The sequence below is a fragment of the Lyngbya sp. CCAP 1446/10 genome, assembly GCF_026130175.1.
Classification (GTDB): Bacteria; Cyanobacteriota; Cyanobacteriia; order Cyanobacteriales; family Microcoleaceae; genus Microcoleus.
In genome coordinates, this window is sequence record NZ_JAIGNI010000013.1 from 49,531 (window position 1) to 67,166 (window position 17,636).

A 17,636-nucleotide genomic window follows, 5' to 3' on the forward strand; every position below is an offset into this window, starting at 1 on the left:
GAAAACAGACGCACCCTACAACTATACTTCTGTATCGCTGTGCTGATTTTTCAATTCAAAATAAGATGCTCTTTAACCAAAGACAAATCAGTATTGCTAAAATTCACCACAAAAGCCACATTTAAATTTTCCAACGATTTGACAAACCACATAATTTCATCAGAAGCTTTACCTTCATAGTGGTTGAACAAAACAGAAAATCGCTTTTCCAACTCAGGTTTAACTTTACCCGAAAGCAGTAATATTTTCAGCAGTAAACCCATTGTCCGGCTGGGGCCGAGGTTGTATACCAAGTCGTAAAAAACATAGTGGCTGGGATGTTGAGGATTTTTCACTACCAAAAAATTGAACAATTGGTTGCAAGTCCGAGCTAACAATATATGATTTAATTTCGCCGAGTCGTTTTCGGGAAATATATTTTTGATGAACTTGTACAAGCGTTCGTTAAATTGACGCCCGCCATATTCTGGCTCGATCGACGAGATTAAATATTCATATAATGCTACTTTAAATGAGCCGTAAGATGGAATTTTTCTAGCATCTCTCAGAAAATATTGAGCCGATTCTTTGTAACTGCGATCGCCTGCTACTTTCCCGGCAAATTCTCTAACAGCTAAGTGCAGTTCCGCATCATTCAAAAGTGTGGGATTTGGCGCCGAATGCACAATTCCTATTTCTGTATTTCTCGGTTCAACTAAATAATTTAAATATTGAGACAAGTTTTTTTCAAATTGTCGCTGTCTTTGAAATTCCAGTTTTTTGATAGTTTGGTGGTCTTCCTCAATGCTGCCTTTGCTCAGCAAAGAATGCCCGTACAAATAAGGATACCGACAAATTAATTCACCCAAGGGAGCATGACTATCTTTTTCCTGCGGTTGCGGCTCTTGCTCTACGGCTTTTACTAAGCGCTCTAGAGTCTGAAATTCTTCACTTTGAGTAAAGAATGTTATTTGTTCTTGCAAGCGCTTGACTATGTAAAATTCCATCCCGAATCGGGGAGAAGTCTGCTTAAATAAAGCTACTAGATTGGCGATCGCAAATTTGTGCTGTGAGTGCAATTGCCAACGGTTGATCGGGATGTAGCAGCAGCGGTGGAGGATATATTTAAACTCCCGATCCGATCGCTTGACGGAGATGATATTATACAAAGTTGCTTCAATTTCGCGATCGGGATAGCCCATGCCGTCGATAAATAGCTTGCGGAAGCGCTCGATCACCTGTGCGGGTGATTCTTGTTCCACGCAGGAGACGATGTGATCGTACAATATCTGTTCGTTGCTGCCCGATAAAACAGCATCTGAGGGCGGGGTGAGAATACTCTCTGCACCACTGTCTGAACTGCTTTTTACAACTTGTGCGACAGCGACTGTGGGTTTATTTTGAAAATTCCCGGGATTCAAGAACCAATAATGTTCTTGGCTTAATTGTTTGTTTGCGGCCCAATCCAAAGCTGACTGCAAACTTTTCCCGGTCAACAACTGCGATTTATCTTCGCGATCGGAAGCCAGCCATGCTGCCAGCGCTTCGCGGTACGGAGCCAGATTTCCCAGTTCTTTTTCCACCCAAAACTGATTGAAAACAGATTGATAAATTAGGTTGGCAACTATTAATTTACCGTGAGTTTTTACCACCAATCCTGACAGTTGCAATTCGATTTTTTCGGGAGCATTATCGGCAGCAACTCCCGGCGTTTGTTCCGGTTTTTTGGGATCGGGCGGTTGCAAAATTTGCTGGTACAGCGTTAACAGTCTGGTGAGATCACAGCGGTTGTGGAAAAGGCGATCGCGAATTTCTGTCAAATGCTGGGGTTCGTCCCATTCTTCCCAATTTGTAATAATTCTGTGTTTGAGCAGTTGTTCCACCTGCTGGGCTTCGCAATTTCTGCCAATGAAATTCCCGTATTCAAGTACCAATTGGCACAGTCTTTGAGTCAAAAAAGGTTGACCGTCCGTCCAAGCTAATATTTCTTGGAGCACTTTTTGCGGGCGAAAAGCTTTGAGTGCCAATCCTTTTGTTAGTGGAAAACTTTCGTCCAGTTGCAATCGACTTAAATTAATTGACCGTCCAATATGAAAAGGGTTGCAGCTTGGATCTCGGATCAATTGTGATGGGGTTGCTACTCCGAAAACTGCAAAATTCAGGCGATCGTATTCTGGTTGCTCTGCCCGCTTGGAGTAACAACCCCGGATCAATGCGAAAAAATCGCTGGTACTGAAATTTAGGCTACTGGTGCTGTCAATGTCGTCTATCAAAATTACCAGATTTTGCCGCAGAGACTTGAGCAGAACTTTTTCGATGAATATCTCCAATCGCTGCACCGGTGATAGCACTTCGCGATCGTTCCACCATTTGAGGGCATCAAACCTATTTGTGAGGCGTAAGCTGCTGGCGATGCGGTACACGATCGCGGCATACCATTTTTCGAGGGAAATTTCTGGGCTGCTGATGCTTCTCAAATTGATGGCGACAAAAGCTGTACCTTCTGCTTGCAACCTTTTGGCAGTTTGCACTAGCAGGCTGGACTTTCCCATTTGTGGCGAACTCAACACGTAGCAGAATTGTCCGGCTTTTAGTCCTTCGTAGAGTTCGCTATCTGCCGATCGCCTGACATAGGTGGGCGCATCGGCAGGCAAATATCCTCCGACTTGATATTGGTTGGTTGAGTTGACGTATGCTGTCATCTGCGAATTCATCAAGATCCTGCGCCCCTATACTGTGCGATCGAAAGGTTACAAATTGCAATAATTATTATTTCCAGCTTCCTATTATGGAAAATTTTTGTGCATCTTTCTCTATTGTCTACTAACTGACCTTTCTGTTGCTCAATCTTTACCGTATCTTTGCAACTGTTGACCTCAAATCTGGTTTCGCGGGCGATCGGACTCCGACACTTGATTCTTTACACTCGTTCACATAACGATATCAATTTTTGCTCGATCGGATTGAGAACACCAAAACGCCCTTGAGTTCATATTTTTTTACAATAATACTTTAAAATTCACCCGATGGTATGATGTTGCCAGGGAAACTCATAACCGCAATGGCGTCAACCTTCTGCCTCCGGCTGCGGAATGCCGCAGAAAAAGGCTCAGCAATGAGTAGCAATAAAAAACCTCAGCGTTTGGCTGAGGACTGCTTGAGTGGGAGATATCGTTAATCTGCGTTTTTTTTGTTGACTTAGATTGCATGAAATTCCATGCTGCTGACACTTCCCCAGCTTTCGCGTGCGGGAATCTTTAAGGACAAACTTTTGGGGATGAATCCACAAAAAGTTTAATTCTTAAAAGCGCTGTCAGTGCGCTGCTAGCCACTGGCTCAACGATAAAAGTTAAGTCTGTGGCTAATTTGTAGAAGATGCGCCCTGATGAATTAACTACCCGATAGATGAGCACCCTGATGGCATAACTCCCTGATGGATCGACGCCCTGATGGCCTTAGCCCCACTACCCAAAAAAATCTGGTTGGTGGATGATCGTGGACATTAGTAACACGTCACTTCCGGCGTTTCCGATCGCAAGCGGGTGTGCCTGTCTGAATTGATTATGGCAGGCAGATTTATCAGAAGACAAGTGGGCTATTGCATCAACCCACTTCTGACAGATCGGGTTAGCCAAAAGGTGTCTATCTACTCAAATCAGGGTCATCGAACATGAAAAACAGCATCTTAGTATTAGCGGTAATTGCCACCGGTGGCATGAGCTTTTTCCATACGGGCAGCGCCCGCGCTTCTGCGATCGTCCGACAATCTTCATCAGCCAGCAGTTTTACTGCGGGGGACAGTCGTCCCGACTTTAACTACACTGGAACGAATGAGGATGGGGAGCAAGAAGATGTAAAGACAGGTAAAGGCAGGAAATAATTGGCGCTGTCACTGGTTCGCCGGCGCTGCGGTTGTGTTTGTGGTGTGTTTGTTGTCGCAACCACCTTGGCTCAAGGGGGGTGAAAACTCGCTCGGAATATTCATTCTACCTAATCCGAGGGGTTGAAGTCAGAACGGTGAATGGGAAAATAAACAGGTAAGGCGAGTCTGTCGGTGGAGTTTCCCCGCCTATCAACTGCCTTATCTTCTGATGTTCGGGATTCGGATCTGGCACAATCGTATTTCATCTCGTAAAAACCCAATGGAAAATATTCTCGAAACTACCCGCAGACAGCGCGTATTGACAAGAACCCAGGAACGGCGTCAGGCGACACCAAAAGAAAAACAGTTAATTCACCTGCTGGCCAATATGGCTTGCAGTTTAGTTAACTATGACTACAAACACTCAACCGGGAAGGGAACTCTCGCGCCTTCGGAACGCAAGCGTTTAGCGGAATGGCACTACCTGCGAGTTCAGCAAATTCGCCGGATCGAACGCTCATTGGAGCCCGTAGCGACCCTCAAGCGCGTTTACTACAAGAGCATTCTCAGTCCGAGGGATCTGAAGTCTTTGAAACTTCTGTGGCTTGATGACGACAAAAACCGCGTCAAACGGGTCGATCCTGACTTGGACGACATCCTCAGCTCCGCTTTGGATCGGGGAGATACTTTAAAACAGCTATTTCACTCGATCGAATCCAAGGAACGGATCTTTGCAGAAACTCCTCGCCCGGGCGTTGTACCGCTGTGGGTGAAGGAGTGGGAAGACTCGGAATATGACATTAACTTTTTTCCGCCTTCGTTCTCTGCATGGGTTTCGATCGTGGACGATTAGGCTGGGCCAGAAACTCTTGGACATGGCAGCGATCGCAAATTTCAGATGGTAAACCGGCGTTGCGATTGCTGTCATTGACTAGGAGTGTGCGATCGGCTCGGACGGTAGCGGCGTTGCGCGCAGACATCCGAGTAGAGACAAGTGAATCGAAGTCAGTACCATTGTACAATGGGGGAAAACCAGGGCTTCAGCTAATAGCTGAGAGCTGATAGCTGATAGTTTCCCATGACTGACTCGATTTCTACTTCTCCATTGGACTCGGCGGCCGATACAGCCGAATTGCGCTCTCAGTTGAGGTCGGGTTCGGAAAAATCTCAACTGCAACTGCTGCAACAACACATAGCAGATGCCGGTTGGGACGTATTGATGGAATTTTTATTAGAACGCAAGTCGGAGGAACCGACGGCGGTAATGGGTAAGGCTTACCAAATTCTTTACAGTGCTGACTCTCCGAGAGTGACGGAGTTTTTGCAATCGAATTTTCCGACTGGAGTTGTGCCGCTGCGATCGGACTCTAACATTGATTACACTCCGCTGCAACAATTATTGGCGCTACAGGAATTTCAAGAAGCCGATCGCTTGACATTAGAGAAGCTTTGTGAATTGGCGGGCGAAACAGCTTTGCAAAGAAAGTGGCTGTATTTTACGCAAGTTGAGAGTTTGCCGGTGGCGGATTTGCAAACAATGAATGTGCTGTGGAAAGTTCATTCCGAAGGTAAATTTGGCTTTTCGGTGCAGCGGGAAATTTGGATGAGTTCGGGCAAGAATTGGGATAAATTGTGGCCGCTAATTGGCTGGAAGAAGGGGAATAATTGGACGCGCTACCCGCAGGAGTTTATTTGGGATTTGAGCGCGCCTAGGGGTCATTTACCGCTGTCGAATCAGTTGCGGGGAGTGCGGCCGTTTGCGGCTTTGATGGGTCATCGGGCTTGGGTGAAGTAAGGCGGCGGTTGAAACCGTGTCTTGACAAACATAAATCGAACGGCGGTTGAAACCGTGTCTTGACAAACGAAGATCGAACGGCGGTTGAAACCGCGTCTTGACAAACGAAGAAGATCGAACGGCGGTTGAAACCGCGTATTGACAAACAAAGATCGAACGGCGGTTGAAACCGCGTCTACACAAACGATGTCCGCCTCCGCGGACTTAAGAGAATCACGTAAAACGTGATTTTCACCGCCTATTCTTCAACCCCTCTCAGCTCGGGTTTTGTTTGTGTAGCCGCGGTTTCAACCGCCCGGTCTTCTGTTTCCCTGATGGTTCTAGTCAGGTGTATACGGATAGAATGGCGATCGCGGATGAGTTATTGCCTGGTTTGGAGTTGACTACTCGGCAAATTTTTGAGGAGGCCCAGTTGATTGATTGAGGGCGATCGCTCTTTTTGGGTAGGTGGAGCGATCGCAGTGCAAGATATCAGTTATACTTCCATGCGGATTTTTACGGTAGTACCAAAAGCTTTTGTGAAGGCTGATTCAATTTCGGGTAGTTTTTGAATTGCCATTAGCAAAAGTGGTGTTGACGAAACTTTAATTCTTGCTTCCCCATCATTGAGAGCTATTAGTTTTCCGTGCTGTTGCATCAGTTCTTTAGTAGTGCGTGGTGATATGTGAAGTAGCACAGTTTTCCATGTTAGGTCTAGCATTCCTTGGATTGCTTGTTCCATTTGTTTCAGTGGATCTATTTTCTGAGGCATTACAGGCAGTTCTAGTTGAATTGGAAAGTTGGGTGATTGTCGATGATTGAGACTTGTCATAATCAAAGTTTCCTCTGTGGCTGGACTTTTTAAGCATGACAGCTAGGAATCTCATATATTGGTAGTGAGACAAATCTCAGTTTTATGAGAAACGCCTGATATGGATGCCAAAACTGTCAAAGAGATTTTCGATCAACTACCTTCCAAGCAGAAGCAGGTACTCCTGAGAGTGTTAGCAGGTGAGAGTAAGACAAAAATTGCCTGTGATGTTTGTGATGGGAGCGAAGGTGCAGTACAGCAGAATTTGAGGCAGCTTTATAAAAAGTTTCAGATTCTAGATGATAGAGAACGCAAGCTACGAGCGTTAATTGCTCTGTTTGCCAAGTCAATGCCTGAGTTGATAGGTGTTGGTAATTCTCAAGGGATTAAGGAATCACAGCCATCAGTCTATGATGATGAGACTTGGGTAGGTGGTGAGGAACCGAAGATCGCAAACCCAAGCACCATTCTCGATCGAGAATGGAAACTTAGTTCGGTTGAAGATGCTTCAGAGGATAACCCCGATGTCTTGGTGCAAAAGGTGCGATCGCATCCCTATCACAATGCTAAGATTCAAGATCAGTGTGGACAATTACGTATTTTAGATGTTGAATGGCCGGTTGACATAGATAATATTTACATTAATGTCAACGTTTTGGAAAAGCTTCATAGCAATAGATTTAACAATATTTCTGATTTTCAATCTGGAAATTTAGCTATAGATAATTTTGACCGTTTAGGTTTAGATCGAGTACAACAAGAAAGAGTAACTGGAATAGATGTAGCAGCAAATAATTCGAGGCTAATGGTACTGGGAAAACCAGGGTCAGGGAAAACAACTTTTTTGAAATTTTTAGCAATTCAGTGCAAGCAAGGTAGGTTTAAGTCTCAATTTATACCTATTTTTATAGAGCTGAAATATTGGGCCAGAATTGTCAGAAATAAATCTAATTTTAGTCTTTTAAAATACATCTACGACGAATTGTCAAATTGTAATATTTGGGAAGGGCAGATTAATACATTGCTTTTTAATGGCATATTTTTTATTTTACTAGATGGTTTAGATGAAGTCGGACCCGAAAATGCTGATGTAATTTTAACGGAAATATCTGATTTTTTAAAACAATATTTTAGCAATACATTTGTTATAACTTGTAGGATTACAACTCAGCTTGCCAATCGGGGATTTAGTTTTAATTTTACTGAGGTCGAAGTTGCAGATTTTCATATTTCTCAAATAAAAGCATTTTCTAAAAAATGGTTTGTAGCAGTTGCCAGGAACTCTAGAGAGCAGGGTTTAACCCAAGCTACTAAGTTTATTGAAAAATTGTATCTTTCAGAAAATAAATCAATTTTAGAACTAGCGGGCACACCTATCTTGCTCAATCTAGCTTGCTTAGTTTTCCAAGAAAAAGCTAATTTTCCTTCTAGCCGAGCTAAACTTTATGAACAAGGATTAGAAATTATGCTTTTCCGATGGGATGATGCCAAGAACATTAAACGAGACGAAGTTTATCGAAAATTGCCTGTGCGAAACAAAAAACAACTGCTGAGTCAAGTAGCAGCCATTGCATTTGAGCGAAATAATTACTTTTTTGAGGGAGATAGAATACAGGAGCTGATCGCCGACTCTATTACTAACTTAACTGATGAAAAAAAAGCTCCTGTGCAAGTTCAGTTAGATAGTGAAGCAGTGCTGAAGTCTATTGTAGAGCAACATGGACTACTGGTGGAACGCTCAAGAGGAATTTACTCTTTTTCTCATCTCACATTTCAGGAGTATTTTACAGCTTGGAGATTTGCTAATAGTTTAGAACCACAGTCTTTAGAAAATTTAGTCGCCCACATTAATGAAGAGCGCTGGCGAGAAGTTTTTTTGTTGACTGCCGAAATCTTACCATCTGCTGATGAATTAATGCGGTTAATGAAAGAACAAGTTGATAAAATTATACCCAATGATCGAAACTCGCAGCAGTTCTTTACATGGTTAAACCACAAATCTTTATCAGTCAAGAATCAAGACAAAGTTCCGTTTAAACTAGCTACCGTTCGGAGTTTGTATTTTGCTCATGAAGTAGACAGATTTTCGCACCGTATCCGAGAGCGTGTACCCAGTCTTTTTAAGTGTGCTTATGCTCTGGAGCCAACTGCTTATTTTGGAAATAATAATGCTCTTGATATCGATAGTGCAGTTTACTTTTTTGTGGTTTTTGCCAGTGAACCTAAACGTATCCGTTCTCATACGCTTGATGCTGTTCTCGATCTTAAACCTGAACTCAAGCAAAAGCTCGAAAAACTCCAATATGAGATACCTAATGAAATACCTGACGATCGGGAAAACGAAGAACAATTTAATAAATGGTTTGAAACTAATTTTAGTAGTTGGTTTAAGCAAGTAGAAACAACAACAATTAAGTATCGCAATATAGGCAATGATTGGCAGTTTAGCGAAGAATATAAAAGTCAGTTACGGCAGTATTATGATGCTAATAAGTTATTAATTGACTGTCTGAATAGTAGTCGTAATATCAGTCCCACAATAATAGCGCATATCGAAGACACTTTTTTATTACCGCTTAATCAAACACAATAAGCACGATGATTAATGCTAAATTGAGTATCAGTTATTGTTTTAACTTTAGCCCCTCGGCTTTGTAAATCAACGATTTAAGCAAACAGCGATCGACCTTTAGGTTTTGGGATAACGCGCGCTAATTGTTGTGCAGTTTCAATCCATTTTTGAATCACGAGTTCTAGATTTTGTACGGCTTCCTGGTAGGTTTCACCGTCTGCTGCACAACCCGAAAGTTCAGGCACTTCGACAATGAAAGCTTGATCTACTTCACTCCAGTAAATGATCAGTTCATACTTGATCTTCATTTTGTTATTTACCGTTTAGCCGCGAAACTCAAACAAGCCAAAATATCCTATTGAGTGAGATAGGGAAAATCATCTAGGATTTCTTGATAAGTCATCCCAGAAGCAAGATATTCCAGCACGTCATAAACCGTAATTCTCATACCTAGAATACAAGGTTTGCCACCTCGCTTACCCGGTTCTATGGTTATGATATTAGCAATTTCTTGGTCTGACATGACACTTTTGATTTTACAATAATAACAATCCAGATCTCAAACACACTCATTAAGTTGTTTCATATCCTCTGGCGGCTGCACTTGCTTTTGCAAACTAATTTTGTCGCCCACTTCATAGCCAGAATTAAAGCCAGCCTCGCTGCTGACTTGAGAATCTGTTCTCGTTTTAACTTTAACCCCTCGGCCTTTTAAATAATCGGCGATCGCCAGTTGATTCTTCTCAAACATCGATCGCACTACAATAGCAGGAGTAGCCCCCGTATCAGCCGAACCCGGAATCCCCGACTCCTCCATCTCCCGCTTTTGTTCCAGCAATCGCTGTCTCAGCCTTGTGGCGCATCCCACCCGAAAAGCATTCAGATACGCCAATCCCCGGCCGCTTCCCTTGCGGTATTTCGCCCGTTTCTCGATCGCAGAACTCAAATACTCGTAAAGGTGCTTGCAAACAATCAGATTTGTAGAGCTTCCCACCAAAAACATACTACCAGTATAAGTGTTCCGCATACCAGTACAACCGTTAGCTTCCGCAATTCCCGACAGCAGCATCATTTTCCAAGTGACAAATTTGGATGTTGTCTCAACTCCACTTTCATCAATCTCTTCTTGGTGATTCGGGCCTAAATCTGCGAGGCCCAGATTGTACTGCGCCAGTAAAACCGAAGCTTTTTCGGCCGCCGCCGTCGATTCGTTTTCATTGGATGAGGTGGCGAGGGCTAGCAGCTTTTTGATTTTTTCGACAATACTTGTGTCTGCCATTGTTCGATGGGTTGTGGGTGAGGGTAGGCGGTGGTATGGATTTGGGGATGTTTGTATTTTACTGGAGTTTGGAATGTGCGATCGTCTTTTTAGGATAATTTAATTGATAGAAGAGGTTTTTTGAACCGCAGAGGGCGCAGAGTTCACAGAGGAAGAGAGGAAGAAAGAAGTTTGCAAGTGATGGAATGATGGCATACTATTCGAGGACTTCTAGGACTGATTTGGGCTGCAATTTATCTTTAAACCAGACTATTTTTGCAGGAACATCTTTGATATTCACCCCAGCTTTTTCTAAATTCAGCCGTTCGGAAATAGCTAAAATTAAGTTATCGCATCCAGACTTCTGTACTTGAGCAAATTTCTTTTGCAAATACTCGGGCCGCCAATAGCCGACTATTTCTAAGATAAATACTCGCCCGTCGGGATGGACTAACCGAAAATCGGGAATCATCACGCTTCCGGGAATCGGGATTAAATCAACTTCTCGTTCGAGTTTCCACTCGGTTTTTAAGCTATCCCACCTGCCAGCAAATGCTGCTTCTAGCATACTATCATAGGGTTTGCCGGGGGGATAGTGGCTGACTAAACCGCAGTCGGAATTTAGGGTGAATTTACCTGTTTTCACAACCCCGCTAAAGGCATCTTTGGTTTGCAGGGTTGAGTGCATACTCCACTTGGTGACGTGTAGGAGTGCGGGGAGCATTTTCGCGAGGGCTAAGCCGTAGCGGGTGCTGGGTTTGAATAAGCTTGTGGGGCCGTCTATTGTGAGGGTGAAACCGTGGTCTGCATCGCCTTCGATGTAGGTCATTAATTGAAATAGTTTTAAATATCTAAATAGGAGTTTGTATTCTCCGGGATCGTTGCGGTGCGCGGTTAATTGGACTTGACTTGCTCGGTAAAATATGCCTTGGACTTGGGAAAGGTTGTATCGGTGAAGCAGGTTTTCCGGTGTTGGTGCGTCAAATTCGGTGAGGATTTTGTTTTCGTTTAAATCGGCGTATAAACCTGTTTTGATTTCGTGGGTAAAAACTTCTCTGTTTAAGTCTTGGCTGAGCTCTGTTGCTACTGTTTCGAGGGTTATTTGGGTGGATTGTGGGCTGGGAGTCGATCGCGCGGACAAGGCAAATACCCGCTGTCTCAAGTCTGATGGTTCTAGGGGGCTGATGACTTCCAAGGTGCTGAAACCGCCCTTCAGTAGGTGCGCTAATCCACGTTTGAGGCGATAGTCGGGGCTGTCGCCTTCTAATTCTAGCAAGCGTCCGTCGAGTTCGCCTTGGGTTTTGCCGATCGACTCTTGGAAGCAGTTAATTATTTCGGTCGCTACTTCTAAGTTTTTCGCATCTATCTTGAGGCAGAGAGGAATAATTGATTCCCCATTTTGGCGGTGACTTAATAAATCAGTGGGTAGCATAAACAGTGAAAAGTTTTACTCAATTTTTTGTTCGACAATAACCATAACTCCCCTAAGTTTTCCCTCTTCTGTCAAGCTTTGGGTAGTCCGAATTCGCCGATTGTCACTGACTAGATTTATGGTTTCTACAGCCCTGAGAATGTTAGTTGCTTTATCCCATATTTGAAAAACTATCAGATGATCTCCAACTTCTGTGGCTAGTGTCTTGTAGTTAGAAAAGATAGAGTCAGGACTTTCAATTTCCACTTGTCCTTCACCGACAACATGACCCACAAAGTTTTGGGTTTCAGTCTTGCCATTGGCATAGGTTTGAACGTTAGTTTGCCTCCACTGGTTGTCAACAATTTCCTGGGTTAACACTGCTGTAAACTTCTGCATTTCTTTGCAGTCAGCATCTAGTATTGTCCAGCTTCCCTCCCAAATTCCAGTATGTTTTGGAAAGACTTTAAAGTTTCTTATTTGTCTGGTATCGCTCATTTGTAGGTAATCTGAATTAATTGATTATGAGATTATACACTAAATTGGCTATATTCAATGTTTATTTTACTCATCAGTTTTGACCCATTTTATTGCTGATTCTGCTGCTTTTTTCGTCGCCTCTAGGTTGACTTTGTAAATCAATTTGAAATTTTAAAGAAACCTAGGAGTGATTGAATTATATAGCAATCCTTTCCTTAAAACTGCCCTCCCAAAACTAACTTTTTTAAGATGACTACCAAGGAATTTCATCATCATCTCCCCATTTCGCTGGTGATTCTGCTACTTTTTTAGTTGTCTCTCGGTTGACTCCGTAAATGGGTGTTGGTTTGACAATTTCTAATTTCTGATATTCGGGCTGCGGTGGTTGTATTTGTGTTTGCGGTGGGGCTTTTTGAACTTGCATTCCGCCTCGGCGGCGCTGTGATGTTCTTTCTTCGCTGGTGTCTTCGGTGACGACTTCGTAGAGAATTGCTAACTTATTTACATCGCTGCTTTTGCGGAGAACTCGACCCAATCTCTGGATGTATTCGCGTTCGCTTCCCGTACCTGATAATATGATCGCAATTCTCGCGTCTGGTACGTCAACTCCTTCGTTGAGGACGTGGGAAGCGACGAGGGTTTTGTATTCGCCGCTGCGAAATCTATCGAGGATTTCGTGTCTTTCTTTGACTGGGGTTTGGTGGGTGATTGTGGGGATGAGAAATTCTTGGGAAATTCGGTAGACTGTGGCGTTGTCTCCGGTGAAGATTAAGGTACGCTGGGGAGAGTGTTCGGCTAATATTTGAGCTAGGATTCTCAGTTTGCCTTCGGTACAAAGAGCGATTTCTTTGGCTTGGCGGTGGGCAATCATGGCGCGTCTTCCTAATGGCGATCGCGCGCTGGCCATGATAAACTGTTTCCAACCTTCGAGGCTGGATATTTTGATGTTAGACTGTTTTAAGAAGTCGTTGCGAATGTTCATGGATTCGGCATAGCGATCAGTTTCTTCTTTTGACAGTTTGACCATGATTTGAACTATTTTATGGTCGGCTAATGCGTCGCCTGCTAAATCTTCTGGTTTTTTGCTATATACTGTCGGGCCGACGAGGAAATGTAAGTCGCTGTGGCGGCCGTCGGTGCGATCGGGTGTTGCTGTTAATCCGAGTCGAAAAGGCGCGATCGCATATTCGGATATTACCCGATAAAAGTCCGTTGGTAAATGGTGGCATTCGTCAAACACCAACAAGCCGTATTTATTGCCCAAGGTTTCGGCATGAATGCTGGCGCTGTCGTAAGTTGCGACTAAAATTGGCGTTTTGTCCCGCGAACCTCCGCCCAACAATCCAATTTCGATGTCGGGAAAAGCTGCTTTTAAATTAGCGTACCACTGGTGCATTAAATCGAGAGTCGGTACTACAATTAGTGTACTGCGACCTGTGACTTGCATGGCTAATTGTGCCAGATAAGTTTTGCCGGAAGCGGTGGGGAGGACGACTACTCCTTGGCTTCCCGCTTCCTGCCAAGCTGCGAGGGCTTCTTGTTGATGCTGGTAAGGCTGCATTTCAAGGCTGGGCACGAGTTCAAGTAGTTCGTATCCCCTGGCTTCGTCGGTGAAGTTAGTACACTCGGCTTGGAGCGATTCTACCAGCGGGCGGTAGTGAATGGCCCGAATGCGGAATTTTTCCACGCGATCGTCCCACGTAGCAAAGTCCGCCCAGTCTCTGCCTTTGGGCGGCGGGTGCAACAGGAGCGTTCCGCGATCGAATGTTAGGGTTGGTATGCGGGGCATTTGTTTTTGAGACGCGCTGAGTGCAAGCCTGTTAAATTATAGGCGATCGATCAAATATATTGACAGCAGACTCTCTATAAGTTATTTTTTTTCTAAGCAAATCTATAGAAGCACAATCTACTTTATACTGTTACAGGTTGTTTGTTGAGATTTTTACCCTTTTTTTGGCAAACTTATTTGCCAAAGTGTCAAAATTTTGTAGTAGGGACTTTAGTCCTTGCCGCTGACGGGGAAAGAAAAGAATGAAGTCCTGACTGCAAACGGCTTGGGAAAGAAAAAACTGAAGTCCTGACTAAAAAGGGGTTTTTATCGAGTTTCTCCATGCTTTGAGCTCACTTACCCTCTGAATAATATGTTAGACTTTATCAAATACAAACAAAATTTTTTAGACGCGACTAAAGACTGGGATAACGAGAAATGGAATAATTGGTCTGACAATCCATTGGTGATTTATGCTCCAATGCTTCAACACAGCCATATCAAAAATTGCCGTTTGGTTGAAAACCGCCTTAAAATGTTGGAATTTTTACCTAAAAATAGTGTGGTTGCTGAGGTTGGAACTCAATACGGACGGTTTGCAGAGAAAATTATTTCTATTACCAAGCCCCAAAAACTGCACCTCATAGATTATAGTTTTGACTTGTTTAAACAAGAGCTAAGTCAGAAAGAAATAAATATATTTCAAGAGGGGATAGAAAATGGAACTATCGAGCTTCACGAAGGCGATTCCTCTACAATTTTAAGCAGCTTTCCTAACGAGTATTTCGACTGGATATATATCGATGCCGACCACGCCTATGAAGGTGTCTGCAAAGATATTCAGCAAGGTTATACTAAAGTCAAGCCCGACGGAATGATGGTTTTTAACGATTATACGAATTGGTCGGTATGCGAGATCATACCTTATGGTGTTGCGAAAGCAGCAAATGAGTTTTGTATTGCGAATGATTGGGAAGTAGTATTTTTAGCACTTCAGTCTCTAGGCTATCATGATATTGCGATTAGGAAAAACCCTGGGGAAAAGGAGGTGCGAATTCAGTTGCAGGAGGCTAAGTCGGAATTAGAAAACTCGCAGCTTCAGATGCAGCAGCTTGAGTTAAAGTTGGAACAGGCTAAAAGCGCGATCGACTTTATGGAAAATGATAAATTTTGGAAATTGCGATCGCACTGGATGAAAATCAAACAAATATTCTCCTAGCCCCGCCGGATTCCCAAATCTAAAATCTCCAAGAGTATTGTCCCGGTGGGGCTGGTTTTTAGGTTAAATTCGATCGACATAAGCCTGAGATTTAGAGTATCACGTATGGAAATAGGCGTCCCCAAGGAAATCAAGGATTTGGAGTTTCGAGTCGGGCTCAGCCCCACCAGTGTCCGGGCTTGTTCGGACAAAGGCCACACAGTTTTTGTGGAAACGAATGCTGGTGCTGGGGCAGGTTTTACCGACGAGGACTACGTTCAAGCCGGGGCGAAGATTGTCTCCAAGGCTTCAGATGTCTGGAATCGGCAACTAATTGTTAAAGTTAAAGAACCGCTGCCCGCTGAGTATCCGCTGATTGAAAAAGAGCAGTTGCTGTTTACATATTTGCACTTAGCAGCCGATCGTACATTAACCGAGCACTTAATCAGCAGCGGAGTCCAGGCCATCGCCTACGAAACCGTCGAACTCCCCGACAGGAAATTGCCGCTGCTAACGCCGATGAGCATTATTGCAGGGCGTTTGGCCATGCAGTTCGGTGCTCGGTTTCTGGAACGGCAGCAAGGCGGCAGAGGCGTACTTTTGGGCGGCGTAGCGGGGGTAAGACCGGGCAAAGTTGTGATTTTGGGCGGCGGAATCGTTGGCACAGAAGCAGCCCGTATTGCTGTCGGAATGGGCGCTAGAGTCCAGATTTTAGATGTAAATGTCGATCGACTCGCTTATCTAGAAACTCTGTTCGGTTCCAGAGTAGAATACCTCTACAGCAGTCCTTTGCAAATTGAAGCAGTTATCCCCGATGCTGATTTATTAATCGGTGCAGTTTTGGTGTTGGGCAAAAAAGCTCCGGTGTTGGTTTCTCGCGCATTTGTTGCCAAGATGCACCCCGGTTCTGTGATTGTTGACGTAGCCGTTGACCAAGGCGGCTGCGTGGAAACTTTGCGAGTAACTTCTCACACAAATCCTACTTATGTTGAGGAAGGAGTTGTGCATTACGGTGTACCAAATATGCCCGGTGCCGTGCCTTGGACTGCAACTCAAGCTTTGAATAACAGCACTTTGCCTTATGTTTTGCAGTTGGCAAATAACGGGATTAAAGCTTTAGAAATTAATCCGAGTTTAGCGAAGGGATTGAACGTGCAGAATCACCGATTGGTGCATCCGGCGGTGCGCGAGGTTTTCCCCGATTTGCCTGATTAAATTTAAATCCTGTAGGGTGCGTCAGGTCGTAGTTTCTCGATTAATAAACTAACACTTTGCTGACGTACCCTACAAGATTACTAAATTTTGTAGTTATTGAATAGCCTGGTGCGTCGCTGTTAGATTGTCGCTCTTTCTTGAGGATCGAGGGTTAATGGCTGACACATAGGTAGCCGAGGTGAGAACTATCTGCCAAGACAATTTTAACATAATGGGCATGGGGCATTTAAATTAATCGCATCCCCGAATTAAAATTTAATTGCAAAAAACACTTGACAGATTCCCGAAGATATGGGACAGTAGTGATTCGTGACCAATGCGGAACTGGCGGAATTGGTAGACGCGCATGATTCAGGTTCATGTGGTGCAAGCCTTCCGGGTTCAAGTCCCGGGTTCCGCATTCCCAAGGCAGAAAAAAGTTTGGGGTTAACCCGATACAGGCAATTAACCCCATTCGCTCTGCTGAATTAAACAATGATTACAAGTATTCAAAATCCCCTAGTTAAAGAAGTCCGCAGGCTGCACAGCTCGAAGGGACGCAGGGAACAACAATTATTTTTACTCGAAGGGACGCATTTGCTGGAAGAAGCTTGCGCGGCAAAGTACCCGTTAGAAACAGTTTGCTGTACTCCCGAATGGCTGGATCAGCACGAAAAACTGTGGGATCAAATTCTTAGTTTAGCCGATCGCACAGAATTAGTAAGTGCAAAAGTCTTAGAGTCGATCGCCACCACAGTTCAACCAGACGGCATTATCGCCACCGCACCCCGCACCGCCACCGCGCCCGCAGAAATCTCAAATTTAGGAATAGCCCTCGAAACCATCCAAGATCCCGGCAACTTAGGGGCGATCGTCCGTACGGCTGCGGCTGCTAATGCCGACGGTTTACTGCTGAGCGCAGACAGCGCAGATTTAGACCATCCAAAGGTGCTGCGCGCCTCAGCAGGAGCTTGGTTTAAACTGCCCATAGCTGTCACTCCAGATTTAACCGCCGAAGTCTCCAGGTACAAAAATCGGGGAATGCAAATATTAGCAACCGTCGCCGACGCCAGTTTAACTTATTGGGAAGTAGATTTGCGAGTGCCAACTCTGATAGTTTTGGGTAACGAAGGTTCTGGATTGTCGCCAGAATTGAGAAGTTTGGCCGATCGACAAATCCAAATCCCCCTCAGTCGCAGTGTAGAATCATTAAATGTGTCGATCGCCTCTGCCCTAATCTTGTATGAAGCTCAACGGCAAAGAAGTCAGTCGATGTGAGATTTGAGACTTCGATTTGAGATTTATCTGATGTCCGGTGGATTGACCTTT

General features: G+C 44.2%; 15 protein-coding genes and 1 tRNA gene. 8 read left to right on the top strand and 8 right to left on the bottom strand.

Going from position 1 to position 17,636, the window contains the following annotated elements; genetic code table 11:
* Positions 1-50 precede the first annotated feature (50 nt).
* Positions 51-2,681, bottom strand: coding sequence for an AAA-like domain-containing protein (locus tag K4039_RS08310; RefSeq protein WP_265234680.1), 2,631 nt, complete (start codon positions 2,679-2,681; stop codon positions 51-53).
* A 968-nt stretch (positions 2,682-3,649) separates the two neighbouring features.
* Here K4039_RS08310 and K4039_RS08315 point away from each other — a divergent pair.
* The 3 genes from K4039_RS08315 to K4039_RS08325 all read left to right on the top strand — a co-directional run bounded on the left by K4039_RS08315 (position 3,650) and on the right by K4039_RS08325 (position 5,636).
* A complete protein-coding gene (locus tag K4039_RS08315) occupies positions 3,650-3,859 on the top strand; it encodes a hypothetical protein (RefSeq protein ID WP_265234681.1) in 210 nt (69 codons plus the stop codon).
* 262 nt (positions 3,860-4,121) lie between these two features.
* Positions 4,122-4,694: a hypothetical protein gene (locus tag K4039_RS08320; protein ID WP_265234682.1), complete on the top strand. Its 573-nt coding sequence runs from the start codon at positions 4,122-4,124 to the stop codon at positions 4,692-4,694.
* A 225-nt stretch (positions 4,695-4,919) separates the two neighbouring features.
* A complete protein-coding gene (locus K4039_RS08325; protein ID WP_265234683.1) occupies positions 4,920-5,636 on the top strand; it encodes a GUN4 domain-containing protein in 717 nt (238 codons plus the stop codon).
* A 475-nt stretch (positions 5,637-6,111) separates the two neighbouring features.
* On the opposite strand, the gene K4039_RS08330 is transcribed toward K4039_RS08325, so the two are convergent.
* The gene (locus K4039_RS08330) at positions 6,112-6,447 is read right to left on the bottom strand and encodes a hypothetical protein (protein WP_265234684.1); all 336 of its coding nucleotides are present in this window, start codon (positions 6,445-6,447) and stop codon (positions 6,112-6,114) included.
* A 100-nt stretch (positions 6,448-6,547) separates the two neighbouring features.
* On the opposite strand from K4039_RS08330, the gene K4039_RS08335 reads away from it, so the two are divergent.
* Positions 6,548-9,019, top strand: a complete 2,472-nt coding sequence (locus K4039_RS08335) for an NACHT domain-containing NTPase (protein ID WP_265234685.1) — start codon at positions 6,548-6,550, stop codon at positions 9,017-9,019.
* Between the two features lie 74 nt (positions 9,020-9,093).
* On the opposite strand, the gene K4039_RS08340 is transcribed toward K4039_RS08335, so the two are convergent.
* The 6 genes from K4039_RS08340 to K4039_RS08365 form a co-directional block, all read right to left on the bottom strand.
* Positions 9,094-9,306, bottom strand: a complete 213-nt coding sequence (locus K4039_RS08340; protein WP_265234686.1) for a type II toxin-antitoxin system HicB family antitoxin — start codon at positions 9,304-9,306, stop codon at positions 9,094-9,096.
* A 47-nt stretch (positions 9,307-9,353) separates the two neighbouring features.
* Positions 9,354-9,521, bottom strand: a complete 168-nt coding sequence (locus tag K4039_RS08345) for a DUF433 domain-containing protein (protein WP_265234687.1) — start codon at positions 9,519-9,521, stop codon at positions 9,354-9,356.
* A 36-nt stretch (positions 9,522-9,557) separates the two neighbouring features.
* A complete protein-coding gene (locus K4039_RS08350; protein WP_265234688.1) occupies positions 9,558-10,277 on the bottom strand; it encodes a DUF2786 domain-containing protein in 720 nt (239 codons plus the stop codon).
* 196 nt (positions 10,278-10,473) lie between these two features.
* Positions 10,474-11,688 (bottom strand): DUF790 family protein, encoded by a 1,215-nt coding sequence (locus K4039_RS08355; protein ID WP_265234689.1) that lies wholly within the window; start codon positions 11,686-11,688, stop codon positions 10,474-10,476.
* 15 nt (positions 11,689-11,703) lie between these two features.
* Positions 11,704-12,165 (bottom strand): DUF3598 family protein, encoded by a 462-nt coding sequence (locus tag K4039_RS08360; protein WP_265234690.1) that lies wholly within the window; start codon positions 12,163-12,165, stop codon positions 11,704-11,706.
* A 235-nt stretch (positions 12,166-12,400) separates the two neighbouring features.
* Positions 12,401-13,936: a DEAD/DEAH box helicase gene (locus K4039_RS08365; protein ID WP_265234691.1), complete on the bottom strand. Its 1,536-nt coding sequence runs from the start codon at positions 13,934-13,936 to the stop codon at positions 12,401-12,403.
* Positions 13,937-14,288: 352 nt separating this feature from the next.
* Between K4039_RS08365 and K4039_RS08370 the strand changes: the two genes are divergently transcribed.
* The 4 genes from K4039_RS08370 (at position 14,289) to K4039_RS08385 (ending at position 17,585) form a co-directional block, all read left to right on the top strand.
* The gene (locus tag K4039_RS08370) at positions 14,289-15,134 is read left to right on the top strand and encodes a class I SAM-dependent methyltransferase (protein WP_265234692.1); all 846 of its coding nucleotides are present in this window, start codon (positions 14,289-14,291) and stop codon (positions 15,132-15,134) included.
* A 105-nt stretch (positions 15,135-15,239) separates the two neighbouring features.
* Complete coding sequence (gene ald / locus K4039_RS08375) at positions 15,240-16,328, top strand: alanine dehydrogenase (RefSeq protein WP_265234693.1); 1,089 nt, start codon at positions 15,240-15,242, stop codon at positions 16,326-16,328.
* 318 nt (positions 16,329-16,646) lie between these two features.
* Positions 16,647-16,728, top strand: a tRNA-Leu gene (locus tag K4039_RS08380).
* Positions 16,729-16,802: 74 nt separating this feature from the next.
* Positions 16,803-17,585, top strand: a complete 783-nt coding sequence (locus tag K4039_RS08385) for an RNA methyltransferase (protein WP_265234695.1) — start codon at positions 16,803-16,805, stop codon at positions 17,583-17,585.
* The last annotated feature ends 51 nt before the right edge of the window (positions 17,586-17,636 follow it).